At 71.1% G+C, this 18,656-nt stretch carries 13 protein-coding genes; 5 read left to right on the top strand and 8 right to left on the bottom strand.

Going from position 1 to position 18,656, the window contains the following annotated elements:
• Positions 1–47: 47 nt before the first annotated feature.
• From ACZ4E1_RS11035 to phnA, 3 genes are all read right to left on the bottom strand, one after another.
• A complete protein-coding gene (locus ACZ4E1_RS11035; protein WP_467537947.1) occupies positions 48–1,187 on the bottom strand; it encodes a TIGR03364 family FAD-dependent oxidoreductase in 1,140 nt (379 codons plus the stop codon).
• 39 nt (positions 1,188–1,226) lie between these two features.
• Positions 1,227–2,579 carry an MFS transporter gene (locus ACZ4E1_RS11030; protein WP_467537946.1) on the bottom strand — a complete coding sequence of 451 codons (1,353 nt, stop codon included), beginning with the start codon at positions 2,577–2,579 and terminating at the stop codon, positions 1,227–1,229.
• A gap of 163 nt (positions 2,580–2,742) precedes the next feature.
• Positions 2,743–4,026, bottom strand: a complete 1,284-nt coding sequence (phnA, locus tag ACZ4E1_RS11025) for a phosphonoacetate hydrolase (protein WP_467537944.1) — start codon at positions 4,024–4,026, stop codon at positions 2,743–2,745.
• Positions 4,027–4,224: 198 nt separating this feature from the next.
• On the opposite strand from phnA, the gene ACZ4E1_RS11020 reads away from it, so the two are divergent.
• The 3 genes from ACZ4E1_RS11020 (at position 4,225) to metG (ending at position 8,756) form a co-directional block, all read left to right on the top strand.
• On the top strand, positions 4,225–5,220 hold the full coding sequence (locus ACZ4E1_RS11020; RefSeq protein WP_467537942.1) for a LysR family transcriptional regulator: 996 nt from the start codon (positions 4,225–4,227) through the stop codon (positions 5,218–5,220).
• Between the two features lie 67 nt (positions 5,221–5,287).
• Positions 5,288–6,910, top strand: a complete 1,623-nt coding sequence (locus ACZ4E1_RS11015; RefSeq protein WP_467537941.1) for a VWA domain-containing protein — start codon at positions 5,288–5,290, stop codon at positions 6,908–6,910.
• Positions 6,911–7,028: 118 nt separating this feature from the next.
• Entirely contained in the window at positions 7,029–8,756 is a 1,728-nt protein-coding gene (gene metG / locus ACZ4E1_RS11010) for a methionine--tRNA ligase (RefSeq protein ID WP_467537939.1), read from the top strand.
• A gap of 58 nt (positions 8,757–8,814) precedes the next feature.
• Here metG and ACZ4E1_RS11005 read toward each other — a convergent pair whose 3' ends face one another.
• Entirely contained in the window at positions 8,815–9,405 is a 591-nt protein-coding gene (locus ACZ4E1_RS11005) for a Uma2 family endonuclease (protein WP_467537937.1), read from the bottom strand.
• A 169-nt stretch (positions 9,406–9,574) separates the two neighbouring features.
• Entirely contained in the window at positions 9,575–11,341 is a 1,767-nt protein-coding gene (gene aspS / locus ACZ4E1_RS11000) for an aspartate--tRNA ligase (protein WP_467537936.1), read from the bottom strand.
• 173 nt (positions 11,342–11,514) lie between these two features.
• Between aspS and ACZ4E1_RS10995 the strand changes: the two genes are divergently transcribed.
• A complete protein-coding gene (locus ACZ4E1_RS10995; protein WP_467537935.1) occupies positions 11,515–13,641 on the top strand; it encodes an ATP-binding SpoIIE family protein phosphatase in 2,127 nt (708 codons plus the stop codon).
• Positions 13,642–13,652: 11 nt separating this feature from the next.
• Here ACZ4E1_RS10995 and ACZ4E1_RS10990 read toward each other — a convergent pair whose 3' ends face one another.
• From ACZ4E1_RS10990 to ACZ4E1_RS10980, 3 genes are all read right to left on the bottom strand, one after another.
• Positions 13,653–14,726: an AI-2E family transporter gene (locus ACZ4E1_RS10990; RefSeq protein WP_467537933.1), complete on the bottom strand. Its 1,074-nt coding sequence runs from the start codon at positions 14,724–14,726 to the stop codon at positions 13,653–13,655.
• Positions 14,727–14,818: 92 nt separating this feature from the next.
• Complete coding sequence (locus ACZ4E1_RS10985) at positions 14,819–15,784, bottom strand: pirin family protein (protein WP_467537932.1); 966 nt, start codon at positions 15,782–15,784, stop codon at positions 14,819–14,821.
• 123 nt (positions 15,785–15,907) lie between these two features.
• On the bottom strand, positions 15,908–16,366 hold the full coding sequence (locus tag ACZ4E1_RS10980) for an SseB family protein (protein ID WP_188338044.1): 459 nt from the start codon (positions 16,364–16,366) through the stop codon (positions 15,908–15,910).
• A 181-nt stretch (positions 16,367–16,547) separates the two neighbouring features.
• On the opposite strand from ACZ4E1_RS10980, the gene ACZ4E1_RS10975 reads away from it, so the two are divergent.
• Positions 16,548–18,386 (top strand): acyl-CoA dehydrogenase, encoded by a 1,839-nt coding sequence (locus ACZ4E1_RS10975; protein ID WP_467537930.1) that lies wholly within the window; start codon positions 16,548–16,550, stop codon positions 18,384–18,386.
• Positions 18,387–18,656 lie beyond the last annotated feature (270 nt).

The raw sequence follows: 18,656 nt of genomic DNA, 5'->3' as shown, positions 1-18,656 counted from the left end.
GCCGGTGCCTCCTCGCGGAGGGACCGGCCCTTCGGCCTTCACGGACTTCAGCGCGTGGCCAGGTTCTCCTCGGCGAGGCCGAACGAGAGGGTCATGCCCGCGCCGCCCACCCCGTTGACGACCGTCACCCCGGGCTCCGGGTCGACGACCAGGTCGGTGCGGCCGTCCCGCAGCGACGGGTAGAAGCCGACCCAGCGCTCGGTGACCTCCGCCTCCGGCGGCAGCCCCGCGAAGGTGTCGAGGTACTCCAGGACCGCGTCGTCGACGGCGCCGTCCGCGAACGGGCCGAGCGTGGGCCCGTACGCGTGCGAGTCGCCGAGGGTGAGACGCCCGTCGGCGGTCTGCGAGACGAGGACGTGGATGCCGTGCTCACGGTGGAACGCGCGCTCCGCGCCCATCCGTTCGGCGAGCGCGGCCTGCGACGGGCAGCCGTCGAAGGCCGCGTAGTGCAGCAGGGTGAGGCCGCCGCAGAGCATCGGGCCGAGCGCACGCCCGCCGGCCGGCGGGGCGGTGCGCATCATCTGGAGCTTGCAGCGGGTCAGGCCGCTCTCGGCGAACACCTCCGGGTAGAGCGAGGCGAAGTCGTTGCCGGAACAGACGAAGACCTGCCCGCAGTCCCAGTCGCCCGCCGTCGTGGAGACGGTCGGCGCCGCGATGCCGCGCACATGGGTGCCGAAGCGGAACTCGACGCCGTACTCGGCGGCCAGGTACTCGGCGACGGCCGGGATCGCCCGGCGCGGGTCGACGTTGACCTCCGTCGGGCTCCACATCGCCCCGAGCAGCCCGTCCCGGCGCGCGAAACCGGACCGCTCGACGGCCTCGTCCGCCGTGATCATCCGCGTACCCCGCTCCCGGGCGGCGTCGCTGAGCTGGAGGAACTCCTCCAGGACCGCGACCTCGTCGGCGTGGTGGGCCAGATGCAGGGAGCCGGTCTCGGGCGCCCACAGACCGGTCTTGGCGGCCACCTCCAGCCACACCTCGCGGCTGCGCAGCGCCCGCTCGTAGACCTTGCCGCGCTGCTGGCCGACCGACCAGATCATCCCGAAGTTGCGGATCGAGGCGCCGACCGCGAAGTCGTCCCGCTCGAAGACGACGACCTTGCGGCCGAGCCGGGCGGCGGCGAGCGCGTGCGCGAGCCCGACGATGCCGGCGCCGACGACGGCGGTGTCCGCGTGCTGACGGTTCATGTCTGCCTGCCTTTCAACATGCCGGTGGAAAGGGGGAGTTCACCGGGCCGCCGCGGTGCGCGGGCGGCGGTTCCAGTGCGGGAGCATGACGAGCCCGGCCAGCAGGGCCGCGACCGAGAACAGCAGGAACAGCGAGGAGCCGGACAGGAAGCCCGGCAGCAGGCCGCCGAGGATCGCGCCGATCGAGCCGCAGCCGTTGACCAGTCCGGCGGCGGTGCCCGCGCCGTCCTCGGTGCCGAAGTCGACCGCGGCGACACAGGAGATCATCGAGTCGGCCGCGTACACCGCGAGACCGATCACGGCGAGCACCGCCATCATCACGCCGACGCTGTCCGTCGCGGTGAGCGGCATGAACAGGCCGAGCACGACGGTCAGCAGGGCGAGCGACAGGACGGCGGCGGGCACCCGCCGGGACTGGAAGCCCCGGTCCGACACCCAGCCCACGGCGATCGGCGCGACGACCCCGGCCGCGCCGAACGCCACCGGGATGATCGTGGCGCCCACCTTGTCGACGTGCGGCAGCCGGTCGCTGACCAGCACCGGGCCCCACAGCAGGATCGCGTACCGGGCCGGCTTGAGCAGGAAGTACGCGGCGCCGAGGGTGAGCACCATCGGGTCGCGCAGGGTCGAGCGGTACAGGGCGAGCCCACCGCGCCGGGTCGGCTCGGCGCCGGGCTCCTTCTCCTCCTCCTTGCTCCCCGGTTCGGGCGCGTCGCGCTGGAAGAGGACGAAGAGCACGAGGACGACGGCCAGGGACGCGGCCCCGCAGAAGAACGCGGCCTGCCAGCTGTCGAACACGGAGTAGGCCAGCCAGCCCAGGAACGGCGGCGCGGCGAGACCGCCGAACGCGTAGTTCGTGGACCAGATGCCGAGCACCCGGCCGCGCTCGGCGACGGGGAAGAAGGCGCCCATGTTCTTGCACAGCGGCGCCCAGCCGGCCGACTGGGCGAGGCCCTGGATCACCATGGCGCCGCCGAACACGAGCAGCGCGCTGGAGGCGCCCATCAGGCACGCGGCGCCGATCGCGCCGATCATGCCGGTGATGACGACGCGACGCGGGCCGAACCGGTCGGACCAGGCGCCCCACACGAACTGCCCGACGGCGTAGGCCGCGAGGTAGATCGCGTCGATGACGCCGAGGACGCGTTCGGAGAGGGAGTGGGCGAGCAGCGGGTCGTCCAGGATGCCGAGCTTCGCGACGGAGAAGGCCTGCCGCACGAAGTAGAAGCCCGCGTACGCGATCCAGGTGACGGCGAAGATCTGCCAGCGCAGCCGGGGACTCACCAGGTGGGGGTGGACGGTGCGCTGGGCCTCGCGGGTGGTGACGGGGGTGACGGGGGTGGCGGCCTCGGTGGACGGGTCGGGAACGGATGGCGGGTCGGTGTCGGCCATGGGGAGTCCAATCCTCGACGGAGCGGAAGGGGCTGAACTGATCCGGGTACGGCACGGCCCCGGCGCACACCTCGGCGGCGCCGGGGCCGGTACTGCTGAATGGCCTTGAGCGGTGGGGGGTTGGGGTTCTTCGGGGGTTCTACGGAGGTTCTACGGGGTGGGGTCAGGCGGGGAGCGGCTCCTCGGCCGCCGCGTGGCAGCCGATCCAGTACGCGTCGAAGTTCCGCAGCCGGTGCCCGGCCGGGAGCTCGACGGGCCGGTTGACCAGGACGGGGACGCGCTGTTCGGTGAGGCCGCCGTGGGAGCGCAGCGGCTCCTTGAACCCGGAGATGTCGTGCCGGGCGGCGGTCGTGCCGAGCACCGTGTTGCGCTCGGCGATGACGACGAGGTCCCCGATCCGGTCACCGGGCAGCTCGAACCGCTCGCACGCCTCCTCACGGGTCAGGACGGTGTCGACGCCGCCGACCCCGGCGAGCTTCGCGCGCAGCGTCTCGCGGTCGGCGCCGTCCGGCAGGTGCACGGTCGCGTACGAGCCGAGGGCGCCGTGGTGCACGGTGTACGGGTCGGTGATCGGCAGGACGACGCGGCTGGCGCCCGCCCCGGTCTCGGCGTCGAACCAGTCGGACAGGAACACGACCCGGGCCTCGCCCTCCGCGTCCGACTTCGCGTTCATCCCGTGGTCGGCGGTGACGACGAGGACCGCGCCGAGCGCGTCGATCCGCTCGAAGTAGCGGTCCAGCATCGCGTAGAAGCGGTTGGCGACGGGGGAGCCGGGCGCGTGCTTGTGCTGGATGTAGTCGGTGAGCGACAGGTACATGAGGTCCGGCCGGTCGCGTTCGAGGACGTCGCACCCGGCGGCCATCACCAGTTCGCTCAGCTCCGCGCTGTACACGGAGGGCAGTGCGAAGCCGGTGGACTCCAGGACCTTCTCGATGCCGTTCTCCGCGAGGGTGACCTGGTCGGCCTTCTCGGCGGAGAAGCAGATGCCGCCCTCGGCGAGACCGCTGCCGAGCAGCCGGCGCAGCTTGTCCTTGGCGGTGATGACGGCGACCTTGGCGCCGGTCTGCGAGAAGGCGGCGAAGAGCGTGGGCGCGCGCAGCAGTTCCGGCGCGTTCATCATCACTTCCTCGCCGGCCTCGGCGTCGTAGAAGTAGTTGCCGCAGATGCCGTGCACGGCGGGCGGGACACCGGTCGCGATGGACAGGTTGTTGGGGTTGGTGAAGGACGGCATCGTGCACGCGCCGCGCAGATCGCCGCCGCGCGCCAGCATGCCCTCCGTGAACGGCATCAGGCCGTCCGCGATCGCGCGCTCGTGGTAGGCGTCCTCACTGCCGTCGATGCAGACGACCACGACGGGCCGGCCCGGGCGTGGGTACGCGCGCCCGTTGACGGTGAGCCGCGCGCCGTCGGCGGAGGTCTGCCACGTCGTGCCGGCGACAGGATTCATGTACGTCCACCCCTGTGGGTCGTAGGTGTCGGGCGTCGGTGCGGGAGCCGTGGGGCGCCCTCGATTCCATGGGTACCACCGGCGTTCCGGGGCGCAGAACCACGAAGTTCGCTATGGCGGCCATAGCCCCGCGGTCACAGCACGAGGCCTGCCGGAAGCCTGTCCGACCGGTCAGTAGTGCTCTACGCTCGCGCGACTATGGAGCTCAACCTGCACCGCCTCTGGATCTTCCTCAAAGTGGTCGAGCACCAGGGGTTCTCGGCCGCCGCGCACGAGCTGTACATGAGTCAGCCCTCGGTCTCCAACCAGGTCAGGCGGCTCGAACAGTCGCTCAAGGTGACGCTGGTGGACCGCTCCGGCGCGCGGACTCGGCCGACGGCGGAGGGCGAGGTGCTCGCCGCGTACGCCAAGCGCGTCTTCCTGCTCGCCGACGAGGCGGTGGCGGCGGTGCAGCAGGTGTCGTCCCTGGAACACGGCCGGCTGCTCGTGGGCGGTTCGACGACCGTCGGCACGTATCTGCTGCCCACCCTGCTCGCCCGCTTCCGGGCGCGGTACCCGGGGGTCGAGTGCGATGTCTTCGTGGGCAACAACCGGGCCGTCGCGGAGCGGCTGCTCGCCGGGGACATCGGCATCGCGGTCGTCGCGGGCGGGCCCGGGGAGACGGCCCAGCTACTGGTCGAACCGGTGCTCCAGGAGCGGCTGGTCCTCGTCGCCCGCACCGGCCACCGGCTGGCCGACCGCCCCGGGCCGCTCGATCCGGCGCTGCTCGCGGGCGAGTGCTTCCTCATGCGCGAGCCCGGCTCCCACACCCGTACGGAACAGGAGCGGGTCCTCGACGCGTGGGGCCTGGCGGAGCAGGTGCCGAGGTCGGACGTGTGGGGTCCCGAGGCGGTGAAGCAGTGCGTCGGCGCGGGCCTTGGCGTCGCCCTCATCTCCGAGCACGCGGTGGTCGACGACGTGGAGCGCTCGGGCGCGCTCACGATCCTCCCGGTCGAACCGGAACCGAGCCCGCGGCCCGTCTCCCTGGTCCGCCGGCGCGACCGGCTGCTCTCCCCCGCGGAGCGCGCCTTCGTCCAACTGCTCCGTTCGCCGGACGGCATCTGGCCCCGTGAACTGGGCGACGGCCTGCGGGAATTCCCGGACCACCCGGACGCGGGCGAACGCACTGCGGAGCGGTCGCCGAGCGGCGGCTAACCTTACGTGTCCGCCCTGGCCAGGGGTTCGGGCGTTTGGGGACCAACTCATGCGGAAGGTTGCGCACATGGGCATTCTGGATCGTCTGCGGAACGCGTTCGGACGGAACCGCAAGAAGGACGACCCCGCCACGGAGCCTGCCGCCGAGCCGAAGATCCCCGCCCCGGCGGAACCGGAGGCGTCCTCGGACACCCCGGCCCCGAAGGTCCCGACCCAGCCGAGCCACTACGCCCCGGCGGACCCGGAGCCCGAGCCGGCGCCGGAGCCGCAGCCCGAGTCCGGGACCCCGAAGATCCCCGCCCCGTCGAACTCCGAAGCGGACGCCCTGGTGGCCGCGGCCTTCGACAACGTCACGATCCCCGCGCCCTCCGAAGAGCCCGAGCCGGCGGCGGCCGAAGCGAACGAGCCCCTGGCCGAGGCCCCCGAGCCGGTCGCGGCCCCGGCCGAGGAAGCCGAGCCCGTCACGGACGAGTCGGACCCCGCTCCGGCCGAGGAGGCCGAGCCGGTCGCCGACGAGCCGACCTCCGCTCCCGCCGAGGCAGCCGCGAAGGCCGACCCGGTCGCGGCCGAGGCGGAGGTGGCTCAGGCCGAGGCGGAGGTGGCTCAGGCCGAGGAGGCCGAGCCGACTGCCGCCGAAGCGAGCGAGACCCCGGCCGAGGCCCCCGAGCCGGTCGCCGCCCCCGCCCAGGAAGCCGAACCGGTCGCGGCCGAGCCGTCCGACGCTCCCACCCTCGCCGAGGAGCCCGAGGCGGCTGCCGCCCCGGCCCAGCCGGAGCCCGCCGAGGCCAAGACGCCCGAGCCGGTCGAGGAGGCCGAGCCCGCCGAGAACTCCGAGCCGGTCGCCGCCCAGCCTGTCGAGGAGGCCGCGCCGGTCGCCGCCGAGCCCGAGCCCGCCCCCGCCGAGGAAGCCCAGCCGGTCGCCGCCGAGGCTGCCCCCGCCGAGGCAGAGCCGACCGAGCCGATCGAGCCCACCGGAGAAGCCCCGGCCCCCGCGTCGGAGACCCCGGACGCGAAGCCGGCCAAGCCCGCCCGCACCCCGGCCGAGATCAAGTCCCGCACCCCCGCCCTGGCCCCGGCCTACAAGGCCGCCGGCGCCGAGCTGAAGAAGAACGACCTCACCGGCGTCCGCGCCACGGTCTACCTCGTCCTGGACCGCTCCGGCTCCATGCGCCCGTACTACAAGGACGGCTCCGCGAACGCCCTCGCCGAGCAGACCCTCGCCCTGGCCGCCCACCTGGACCCCCGGGACACCCCCACCGTCCACACCGTCTTCTTCTCGACGGACATCGACGCGACGGGCGACCTGACCCTGGACGCCTCGTACGAGGGCAAGATCGACGCGTGGCACGCGGCGGCGGGCCGCATGGGCCGCACCAGCTACCACCGCGCGATCGAAGAGGTCGTCGCCCACCACGAGAAGTCGGACGATCCGACGCTCCCCGCGCTGGTCGTGTTCCAGACGGACGGCCCCCCGGACGTGCAGCGCCCGGCGAACGAGGCCCTGGCGAAGGCGGCGAGCCACCCGATCCACTTCCAGTTCGTCGCGTTCGGCGACCCGGAGGCCAAGGCCTTCGACTATCTCCGCAAGCTGAAGGCGGACAACGCCGGCCACTTCCTCGCGGGCGCCACCCCCCGCGAGCTGACCGACGCCGAGCTCTACAAGGGCCTCCTGGCGACCTGGCGCCCGTAGCCCCGGAGCCCGCCCACCGCCCCCCGGCCGTCCGCGCTGTAAAACACCGCGCGGGCGGCCGCCCCATGTCGGATACGATTTCTGGATTCAGATCGTCACGACTTGGGAGCAGCCTCCGATGGCTCGACACCTCATCACCAGCGCCCTTCCGTACATCAACGGGATCAAGCACCTGGGCAACATGGTGGGGTCCATGCTCCCGGCCGACGTGTACTCCCGTTACCTGCGCCAGCGCGGCCACGAGGTCCTGTACATCTGCGCGACGGACGAGCACGGCACCCCGGCCGAGCTGGCCGCGAAGGAGCGGGGCATCCCGGTCGCGGAGTTCTGCGCGCAGGCGCACGACGCGCAGAAGGCGGTCTACGACGGGTTCGCGCTCGCCTTCGACCACTTCGGCCGCTCGTCCTCGGCGCAGAACGCGGAGATCACCCAGCACTTCGCCCGCAAGCTGAACGAGAACGGGTTCATCGAGGAGCGCGCGATCCGGCAGGTGTACTCGCCCGCCGACGGCCGCTTCCTCCCGGACCGCTACGTCGAGGGCACCTGCCCCCACTGCGGCTACGACAAGGCCCGCGGCGACCAGTGCGAGAACTGCACGCGCGTCCTGGACCCGACCGACCTGATCAACCCGCGCTCGGCGATCTCCGGCTCCACCGACCTGGAGATCCGCGAGACGAAGCACCTCTTCCTGCTCCAGTCGAAGCTGCAGCACGAGGTCGAGGCGTGGATCGACGAGGTCGCCGGCGAGTGGCCGCACCTGGCGTCCTCCATCGCCCGCAAGTGGCTGACCGAGGGCCTCAACGACCGCGCGATCACCCGTGACCTGGACTGGGGCGTCCCCGTCCCGGCCGACACCTGGCCGGAGCTGGCCGCCGAGGGCAAGGTCTTCTACGTCTGGTTCGACGCCCCGATCGAGTACATCGGCTCGACGAAGGAGTGGGCGGACCAGGACCCGGAGAACCGCGACTGGAAGTCCTGGTGGTACGAGCCGGCGGGCGCCGCCGACGTCCGGTACACGGAGTTCATGGCGAAGGACAACGTGCCCTTCCACAGCGTCATGTTCCCGGCCACCGAGATGGGTGTCCGTGAGCCGTGGAAGAAGGTCGACTACCTGAAGTCCTTCAACTGGCTGACGTACTACGGCGGCAAGTTCTCCACGTCGCAGAAGCGCGGCGTCTTCACCGACCAGGCGCTGGACATCCTCCCGGCCGACTACTGGCGCTACTTCCTGATCGCCAACGCCCCCGAGTCGGACGACTCGTCGTTCACCTGGGAGCACTTCACGGCGACGGTGAACAAGGACCTGGCCGACACCCTCGGCAACTTCGTCAACCGCGTCCTGTCCTTCTCCAAGAAGCGCTTCGGCGAGGAGGTCCCGGCGGGCGGCGAGCCCGGCGAGGCCGAGGCGAACCTGGGCGCGGAGATCTCCCGGCTGCTCGCCGAGTACGAGGAGCAGATGGAGGCCCTCCAGTTCCGCAAGGCCGCGGCGGCGCTGCGTGCCCTGTGGTCGGCGGGCAACTCCTACCTGGAGGAGAAGGCCCCCTGGCTGGAGATCAAGACCGACAAGGACGGCGCGGCCCTCACCCTCCGCACGGCGATGAACCTCATCCACCTCTACTCGGTGGTCTCCGAGCCGTTCATCCCGTCCTCGGCCGCCGCGATGCGCGCCGCGTTCGCCCTCCCCGGCGACGAGGCCCGTACGTGGATCTCCGCCGAGGAGGCGACGGCGCTGACGACGGTCCCGGCCGGCACCCCCTTCACCGTCCCGCCGGTCCTCTTCGCCAAGATCACCGACGAGGACCTGGAGTCCTACAAGGAGCGCTTCGGCGGCGAGCCGGCGGCGTAACTCCCGCTCAAAACGGAAGGGCCCGGAACCACCTGGTTCCGGGCCCTTCCGTCTGCGTTCAGCGCGCCCACTCCTTGAGTGGCTCGGTGTCCACCTCGATCCCGACCGGCGCGGGCAGCGCCACCGTCTTGCCGAAGGGCACGGTCACGACCTGCTCGTACCGCACCCCGTCCGGCTGCGAGTGGACCTTCACCTCACAGGTGTCCCGGTCGATCAGCAGATAGACCGGGATCTCGGACTCGGCGTAGGCGCGGGGCTTGTCCTCACGGTCGCGGCGGTTGGTGTCGCTGTCACGTGAGGTCACCTCGACGACCATGAGCACACCGTCGGTCGCGGCCCATTCGCCTTGACCCGCGAACGTGCCACTGCGCGCGAGCGCGCCGTCCGGCCGGGCGTTCCCCTTGCGGTACGTCTCCACGCGCAGGCCCTGCTCCGGGTAGAGCCACCAGCCGTTGTCCGCCTGAATGCACAGCCTCGCGAGCCACTCCATGATCGTGCCGTGATCGCCGTCCGGCATGCCCTTGACCCCCAGCTTTCCCCCGATGAACTCCAACCGCAGCGCCTCGTTCGTACCTATGGCGTGACGGTGCAGCTCCTCGAAGTCCTCCTGGCTCAGCACCACAGCGGACCGCTCCTCTACGAGACTCATGGCGGGCTCCCCCTTCGTCACCGCGGATCACGTTCTCTCCACCACGGTACGGGCCGCCACCGACGACGGCGCGCCGCTCACGGCCCGTCACCCTTACGGGCCCGCAAACGGCACTGGGCCCGGGGTCATGGTGACCCCGGGCCCAGCCGCACACGTTCCGCGCGGAGCGTTACTTCTTCTCGACCGGCTTGCGGAGCTGGATGTTCAGCTCGCGCAGGCGGGCCTCGTCCAGCTCGGTCGGGGCGCCCATGAGGAGGTCCTGGGCGTTGCCGTTCAGCGGGAAGGCGATCGTCTCGCGGATGTTCGGCTCGTCGGCGAGGAGCATCACGATGCGGTCGACACCCGGGGCGATGCCGCCGTGCGGCGGGGCGCCGTACTCGAACGCGCGGAGCATGCCGGCGAACTCGCTCTGCACGGTCTCCTTGGAGTAACCGGCGATCTCGAACGCCTTGAACATGATCTCGGGCTCGTGGTTCCGGATCGCGCCGGAGGACAGCTCGATGCCGTTGCACACGATGTCGTACTGCCAGCCGAGGACGTCCAGCGGGTCCTGGGTCTCCAGGGCCTCAAGACCGCCCTGCGGCATGGAGAACGGGTTGTGCGAGAAGTCGATCTTGCCGGTCTCCTCGTCCTTCTCGTACATCGGGAAGTCGACGATCCACGCGAAGCGGAAGACGCCCTCCTCGAAGTGGCCGGCGCGCTTGGCGGCCTCGACGCGGACCGCGCCCATGATCTTGGAGACCTCGTCGAACTCGCCCGCGCCGAAGAACACGGCGTGACCGTGGACCAGGCCGAGGCGCTCGGTGAGAACCTTCGCGTTCTCCTCCGTGAGGAACTTCGCGATCGGGCCCTGGAAGGAGCCGTCCTCGCCGACGCGGATCCAGGCGAGACCCTTCGCGCCGTGCTCGACCGCGTAGTCACCCAGGCCGTCGAAGAACTTGCGGGACTGCGAGGCGGTGTCCGGGACGGGCAGCGCACGCACGTGCTTGCCGGCGAACGCCTTGAACTCCGAGCCCTCGAACACGTCGGAGATGTCGACGAGCTCGAGCTTGGCGCGCAGGTCCGGCTTGTCGTTGCCGTACTTCAGCATCGACTCGCGGAACGGGATGCGCGGGAACGGCGAGGTGACCTCACGGCCGCCGCCGAACTCGGTGAACAGCTCCGTCATGAGCTTCTCGATGGGCTGGAAGACGTCTTCCTGCTCCACGAAGCTCATCTCGACGTCGAGCTGGTAGAACTCGCCCGGCGAGCGGTCCGCGCGCGCGTCCTCGTCGCGGAAGCAGGGCGCGATCTGGAAGTAGCGGTCGAAGCCCGAGATCATCAGCAGCTGCTTGAACTGCTGCGGGGCCTGCGGCAGCGCGTAGAACTTGCCCGGGTTCAGACGGGACGGGACGACGAAGTCGCGGGCGCCCTCGGGGGAGGTCGCGGCGAGGATCGGCGTCGCCATCTCGTTGAAGCCGAGGGCGACCATCTTCGAGCGGATCGAGGCGATCACGGCCGAGCGCAGCATGATGTTCTTGTGCATGCGCTCGCGGCGCAGGTCGAGGAAGCGGTACTCCAGGCGCCGCTCCTCGTTCACCCCGTCGTCCGCGTTGATCGTGAACGGGATCTGCTGGGCCGCGCCGAGCACCTCGACCTCGGTGGCCTCGATCTCGATCTCGCCCGTCGACAGCTCCGCGTTGACGTTGTCGGCGCCGCGCGAGACGACCTTGCCGTCGACGCGGACGACCGTCTCCTTGGTCAGCTTGTCGAGGACCTCGGCGGCCTTCGTGCCCGGACGGGCGACGAGCTGCGTGATGCCGTAGTGGTCGCGCAGATCGATGAAGAGGATGCCGCCCAGGTCTCGGCGATTGTGCAGCCAGCCGCTCAGCCGGACGTCGCTGCCGACGTCAGAGGCGCGGAGCTCGCCGCAGGTGTGGGACCTGTACCGATGCATCGTCGTTCATCCAGCCTTTGCGATTCGGGATCTCCCGGGGTCACGACCCGGATCTCCCAAGGGTACCGGCCGCGTCGTGATCGGTTTCCGAATACTCCCGCGGTGCCCGTCGCGCCCGCCTGTGCGGCCACTCTCGGTGGCAGTGTGCGATCTCCTCTTCTTACAGTGGGGCCATGAGCACTGGTGAGCCCCTCCCGCCGGTGGAGGACGTCCTCGCCGCTCTCGCGACCGGCCTGTGGCGGTGGGACAACCGGGCCGGCCTCGTCACGTTCGACGCGGAGGCCGCCCGGCTCATCGGAGTGCCCTCGCCCGACGGCAAGACCGTCACCCTCACGGAGGCCGGTGCGCGCGCCTGTTTCCATCCGGTGGACTGGAACGAGATCGACGGCGTCGTGCGTCTCGCCGTCGCCGAGGGCACACTCGCCGAGGCCCGCCTGCGGATCATGGACGAGCAGGGGCACGTCATCCGTACGGTGCGCAGCCGCTCCCGCCCCGTCGTGCACGGCGACGACCCCGGCTCCTACGAGCTGATCGGCACCCTCCAGGAGGTCTCCGACCAGAGCCCCGGCGCCGCCTCCCGCACCCCCGTCACCGGCGACTGGCGCCGCTCCCGCGAGGCGTTCCTACTCGACGCGGGGCGCGCCCTCGCCGAGGCCGGTTCGACGGCGGAGGTGCTGCGGGTCGCGGCCGGACTGTCGATGCCCGGGTTCTCGCCCAGCGGCCTGGCCGTCTTCGGGGTCGCGGGCGAGCGGCTCACCGTCATCGGCCACCACGGGCAGCAGGCGGGCGACGAGGGCCCCTTCACCGACATGGACCTGGCGACGGACTACCCGGCCGCCGAGGTCGTGCGCTCCGGCCGCGCCGTCTACCTGTCCTCGCCCGAGGAGTACCGCGACCGCTACCCGGCGGCCTGGCCGCTGGCCGCGCCGTTCCAGCGGCAGTCCTGGGCGTTCCTGCCGCTGGTCGTGGCGGGCCGCACGATCGGCGCGTGGATGGCGGGCTTCGCCTACCGGGTGTCGTTCACCCCGGACGAGCGCTCCGTCCTCACCACCGTCGCCCGCATGCTGGCGCAGGCCCTGTCCCGGGCCGGGGTCGCCGAGTCCGAGCGGGAGCTCACCGACGGCCTCCAGAAGTCGATGCTGCCGACGCTCGGTCCCGAGATCCCCGGCATGAGCATCACCGCCCGCTACGTCCCGACCGGCGGCGGCCTCCAGGTCGGCGGCGACTGGTACGACATGATCCCGCTGCCCGGCGACCGCATCGCCCTGGTCATCGGCGACGTGCAGGGCCACGACGTGCGCGCGGCCGGACTGATGGGCCAGCTCCGCGTCGCCCTGCGCGCCTACGCCGCCGAGGGCCACCACGCCGACGCCGTCCTCTCCCGCGCCTCCCGCTTCCTGTCCGGGGTCGGGGACGCGGCCCGCTCGGAGAACGAGGACCCGCGCTTCGCGACCTGCCTCTACATCGAGGCCGACCCGGCGACCGGCGTCCTGGAGATCGCCCGCGCGGGCCATCCCGAACCGGCGGTCCGCACCGCCGACGGCACCGTCCTGATCCGGCCCACCGCCGGCGGCCTGCCCCTGGGCATCGACCCGGACGCCGACTACCCCACCTCCCGGCTCGTCCTGGAACCCGGCGAGACGCTCCTGATCTGCACCGACGGGCTGATAGAGACCGGCGGCCACGACCTGGACACCGGCTGGTCCCGGGTCCGCGAGGCCCTGGAGTCGGGCCCCGCCGAACACCTGGAGGAGCTGGCCGACGCCCTCGTCCAGGCCGTGCTCGGCCCCGCCTCGCACTACACGACGGGCCCCCTCGCCGACCGCCGCGAGGACGACATCGCGCTCCTCCTGCTGCGCCGCACAGCCGCGGTGAGCCTGCCGGTGCCGGTCCGGCGCACCGCGATGACCATCGCCCAGGCCGAGCCCGAGCGGATCTCCGCCGCCCGCCAGCAGCTGCGCGAGCTGCTGCACGACTGGGCCGACGGGGACCAGGTCGACTCGGCGGTCCTGATGGTCTCCGAGATGGTGACGAACGTCCTGGTCCACACCGACGGCGACGCCCTGCTGGTCGCCGCGGTCAGCGGCGCCACGGGCGGCCCGCGCCGCCTGCGCGTCGAGGTCGCCGACAGCTCCGACGACCTCCCCCACAAACGCCGCCCCGGCGAACTGGCCTCGTCCGGCCGCGGCCTCGTCCTGATGGAACTCCTCGCCTCCCGCTGGGGCGTCGACCCGCGCGGCGAGGGCAAGTGCATCTGGTTCGAGCTGTACGAGTCGGATCCGACGAACGTGGCGGCGTGAGGACGCCCCGATCAGCCCCCTGTTTCACGTGAAACGGTCACGCCACCGGACCCGTACCGCCCCCGCAGCTCGCTCAGGATGCCGAACGCCGCCGCCGTGAGGGGCACCGCCAGAAGCATGCCGAGGATCCCGGCGACGGAGGCGCCCGAGGTGATGGCCAGCAGCACGACCGCGGGGTGCATCTGCACGGTCCGCGACTGGATCATCGGCTGGAGGACGTGCCCCTCCAGGACCTGCACGGCGAGGACGACGCCCAGCGCCCAGAGCGCGATGACGAAACCGCGGTCGGCGAGGGCGACGAGGATCGCGACGGCGCCGGAGATGAACGCGCCGAGGTAGGGGATGTAGGCACCGACGAAGACGAGCGCCGCGAGCCCGACCGCGCCGGGCACCTGAAGGATCAGCAGTCCGATGCCGATGCAGAACGCGTCGATGAGGGCGATGACGGTCGTGCCGCGCATGAACCCCGAGATCGCGGCGAAGGCGCGCCGCGCGATGGCCTCCAGGGTCTCGCCGCCGGCGCCGGGCGCGGCCTGGCGCAGGGCGACACGGAAGCGTCCGGCGTCGCGCAGGAAGAAGAAGCAGAGCAGCAGGGCGAGCACGGCCATGGCGGCGATCTCCCCGGCCACGCTGAGCCCGCTGATGACCCCGGACGCGGCGGACCCCCCGTACTTCTTGATGAGGTCCTGCGCGTTGTCGGCCAGGTGGTCGAGGTCGAGCGCACCGGTGCCGAACTTGTCGGAGAGGTCGCGGGCGGCCTGCTTCACGGAGGCGATGATCTGGTCGCCGGTGTCGATGAGCGCGGCGACCACGATGTATCCGGCGCCGCCGACCACGACGAGGATCAGCGCGCAGGTGAGCCCCGCCGCGAGCGACTGCTGCACCTTGGCCTTGCGCAGGGCGAGGTAGACGGGCCGCAGCAGGGCGGTGCCGAGCAGCGCGAGCAGCACCGGCACGACGGCCGTGCGCAGTTCGACGCAGAGCCAGATCCAGACCCAGGCGACCCCGGTGACGAGCAGGGCCACCGCGCACCAGGCGGCGACGCGGCGGGCGGGGCGGGGGAGAAGTTCGGTGTCCGGCTTCACCCGACCAGTTGAACACGGCCGGGCGCCGGGCCACGCGCCGGGCGGGGCCGCGCGAGTGACGATCCGTCACGTCACGCGGCCCCGGGGCCCGGTCAGGTGTGGGGCAGGCGCTCGGCGGTGGGGATGACGCCCAGGCGGCCGGCCTGGAAGTCGTCGAAGGCCTGCTGGAGTTCGGCCTTGGTGTTCATCACGAAGGGGCCGTAGTGGGCCATGGGCTCACGGATCGGCTGCCCGCCGAGGATGACCACCTCGAGGTCCGGGGTGTTCGAGTCCTGGGACTCGTCGGCCCGCACGGTCAGCGAGCCGCCGGCGCCGAAGACGGCGGTCTGGCCCATGTGGACCGGACGCCGGTCGGATCCGACGGTGCCGCGGCCGGCGAGCACGTAGACGAGGCCGTTGTAGTCCTCGCGCCACGGCAGGGTGGCCTCGGCGCCGGGGCGGACGGTGGCGTGCACCATCGTGATCGGCGTGTGCGTGATGCCCGGGCCCTCGTGGCCGTCGAGCTCACCGGCGATGACGCGGAGCAGCGCGCCGCCGTCGGCGGTGGTGAGCAGCTTGACCTGGCCGCCGCGGATGTCCTGGTAGCGCGGGTCCTTCATCTTGTCCTTGGCGGGCAGGTTCACCCACAGCTGGAGGCCGTGGAAGAGGCCGCCGGACATGACGAGGGACTCCGGCGGCGCCTCGATGTGCAGCAGGCCGGAGCCCGCCGTCATCCACTGGGTGTCACCGTCGGTGATGGTGCCGCCGCCGCCGTGCGAGTCCTGGTGGACGAACGTTCCGTCGATCAGGTACGTCACGGTCTCGAAGCCGCGGTGCGGGTGCCACGGGGTGCCCTTCGGCTCTCCGGGTGCGTACTCCACCTCGCCCATCTGGTCCATCATGATGAACGGGTCGAGGTACTTGTAGTTGATTCCGGCGAACGCGCGGCGCACCGGGAATCCCTCCCCCTCGAAGCCGCCCGGTGCGGTCGTCACGGCGAGCACGGGGCGCGCCACGGCTTCCGCCGGAGCTTCCACTCGGGGCAGGGTCAGCGGGTTCTCGACGGTCACAGCGGGCATTTTGGAGACCTCCTGGCTTCCTCGTACCTCGACTTTAGTTGAACGTAGAACTTTCTGCCACCTGGAACACGAAAACGCCCGGAGGAAATTCCTCCGGGCGTCAAAAACGGGACGTAGGGGCTGCTAGCCGTACATACGACGCATCGCGAAGTCGACCATCTGTTCGACCGCCTTCGCGTCGAAGACCATGCGGTGCTCGCCCTCCATGTCGAGGACGAAGCCGTAGCCGGTCGGCAGCAGGTCGATGACCTCGGCGCCCGTGATCACGAAGTACTTGGACTCCTTGCCCGCGTACGTCCGCAGCTCCTTGAGCGAGGTGAACATCGGGATCACGGGCTGCTGGGTGTTGTGCAGCGCGAGGAAGCCGGGGTTGTCGCCGCGCGGGCAGTAGACCTTCGACGAGGCGAAGATCTGCTGGAAGTCCTCCGCGGACATCGAGCCGGTCGTGAACGCCCGGACCGCGTCGGCGAGCGACGGCGGCGACGGCTCCGGGTACAGCGGCGGGGCCTGCTGCCCGTAACCGCCCTGCTGCGGGGGCGCGTACTGCTGCCCGGCGCCCGGGGTCTGGTCATAGCCGTACATGGACGCAAGACTACCGAGCCCCGCAAGCGCGGGGCCGAGTTCGTCACAGTTGGCCCGCTGGGGGTTGATTCTTATTACCGGCGGGTAGCATTGTGGTGGTTACTAGTTGGTACGCGTACGAGGAAGGTCCGCGGGACACCGCCGGACGACCCGCCTCCCAAGCCTTTACGGAGCCGTCGCCATGGGGCACTACAAGTCGAATCTCCGCGACATCGAGTTCAACCTCTTCGAGGTGCTCGGCCGCGACAAGCTGTACGGCACCGGACCGTTCGGTGAGATGGACGTCGACACCGCCAAGAGCATCCTCGACGAGGTGGCCCGCCTCTCCGAGAACGACCTGGCCGAGTCCTTCACCGACGCGGACCGCAACCCTCCGGTCTTCGACCCCGAGACGAACACCGCGCCGATCCCGGCCAGCTTCAAGAAGTCCTACAAGGCCTTCATGGACTCCGAGTACTGGCGCCTGGGCCTGCCCGAGGAGATCGGCGGCACCACCGCGCCGCGCTCCCTCATCTGGGCCCACGCCGAGCTGATCCTGGGCGCCAACCCGGCGATCTGGATGTACTCCTCCGGTCCCGCGTTCGCCGGCATCCTCTTCGAGGAGGGCAACGAGCGGCAGAAGAAGGCCGCCGAGATCGCCGTCGAGAAGCAGTGGGGCTCGACGATGGTCCTGACCGAGCCGGACGCCGGTTCGGACGTGGGCGCCGGCCGCACCAAGGCCGTGCAGCAGGAGGACGGCTCCTGGCACATCGAGGGCGTGAAGCGCTTCATCACGTCCGGTGAGCACGACATGTCGGAGAACATCCTCCACTACGTCCTCGCCCGCCCCGAGGGCCACGGCCCCGGCACCAAGGGCCTGTCGCTCTTCCTCGTCCCCAAGTTCGAGTTCGACTGGGAGACCGGCGAGCTGGGCGAGCGCAACGGCGTGTACGCGACCAACGTCGAGCACAAGATGGGCCTCAAGGCCTCCAACACGTGCGAGATGACCTTCGGCGACCAGCACCCCGCCAAGGGCTGGCTGATCGGCGACAAGCACGAGGGCATCCGCCAGATGTTCCGCATCATCGAGTTCGCTCGCATGATGGTCGGCACGAAGGCGATCTCGACCCTGTCGACCGGCTACCTGAACGCGCTGGAGTACGCCAAGGAGCGCGTCCAGGGCCCCGACCTCGCCCAGTTCATGGACAAGGCCGCGCCCAAGGTCACCATCACGCACCACCCCGACGTGCGCCGCTCGCTGCTCACGCAGAAGGCATACGCCGAGGGCATGCGCTCGCTGGTGCTCTACACGGCCTCCGTGCAGGACGAGATCCAGGTCAAGGAGGCCGCCGGCGAGGACGCCTCCGCCGCGCACGCGCTCAACGACCTGCTCCTGCCGATCGTCAAGGGCTACGGCTCCGAGAAGGGCTACGAGCAGCTCGCCCAGTCGCTCCAGACCTTCGGCGGCTCCGGCTTCCTGCAGGAGTACCCGATCGAGCAGTACATCCGTGACTCGAAGATCGACACCCTGTACGAGGGCACGACCGCGATCCAGGGCCAGGACTTCTTCTTCCGGAAGATCGTCCGCAACCAGGGCGCCGCGCTGAACGGGCTCGCCGAGGAGATCAAGAAGTTCCTCGCGGTCGAGACGGGCGGCGAGGAGCTCGCCGGGGCGCGCGAGTCGCTGGCCAAGGCGGCCGTCGAGCTGGAGGCCATCGTCGGCGTCATGCTGACCGACCTCGCGGCGACCGAGCAGGACCCGAAGAACATCTACAAGGTGGGCCTGAACACGACCCGGCTGCTCATGGCCTCCGGTGACGTGGTCGTCGGCTACCTGCTGCTCAAGGGTGCCGCCGTCGCGGCGGAGGCCCTCGCGGGCGGTGCGTCCGCCAAGGACGTGCCCTTCTACCAGGGCAAGATCGCCGCGGCGAAGTTCTTCGCGGCGAACGTGCTGCCGGGTGTGACCGGTGCCAGGAAGCTGGCGCAGGGCACGAGTGCCTCCGGCCTGGACGTGATGGAGCTGGACGAGGCGGCGTTCTAGGCTCCGCCGAGCTGGATTCATGGCCCGAGGTCCGTCGCCGCTGCTCAGCGGAGGCGGGCCTCGGGTCTTTCGCGTGCGCGTCTGCCTGGGGGCGCTGGTCCGGCGGCTTTCGGCCTGTGGGGCTTCTCGCGCAGTTCCCCGCGCCCCTGAAATGCAGACCCTTCGGGTCGCATTTCCCCGATGCGCAAGCGCCCGATGAGATCGCGCACGAAGTGCGCATCTCAGGGGCGCGGGGAACTGCGCGAGAAGCCCCACCCACCCGCACCCGCA

It is taken from the genome of Streptomyces sp. NPDC025806, assembly GCF_055558275.1.
This window is presented reverse-complemented; position numbering and strand designations above follow the sequence as displayed.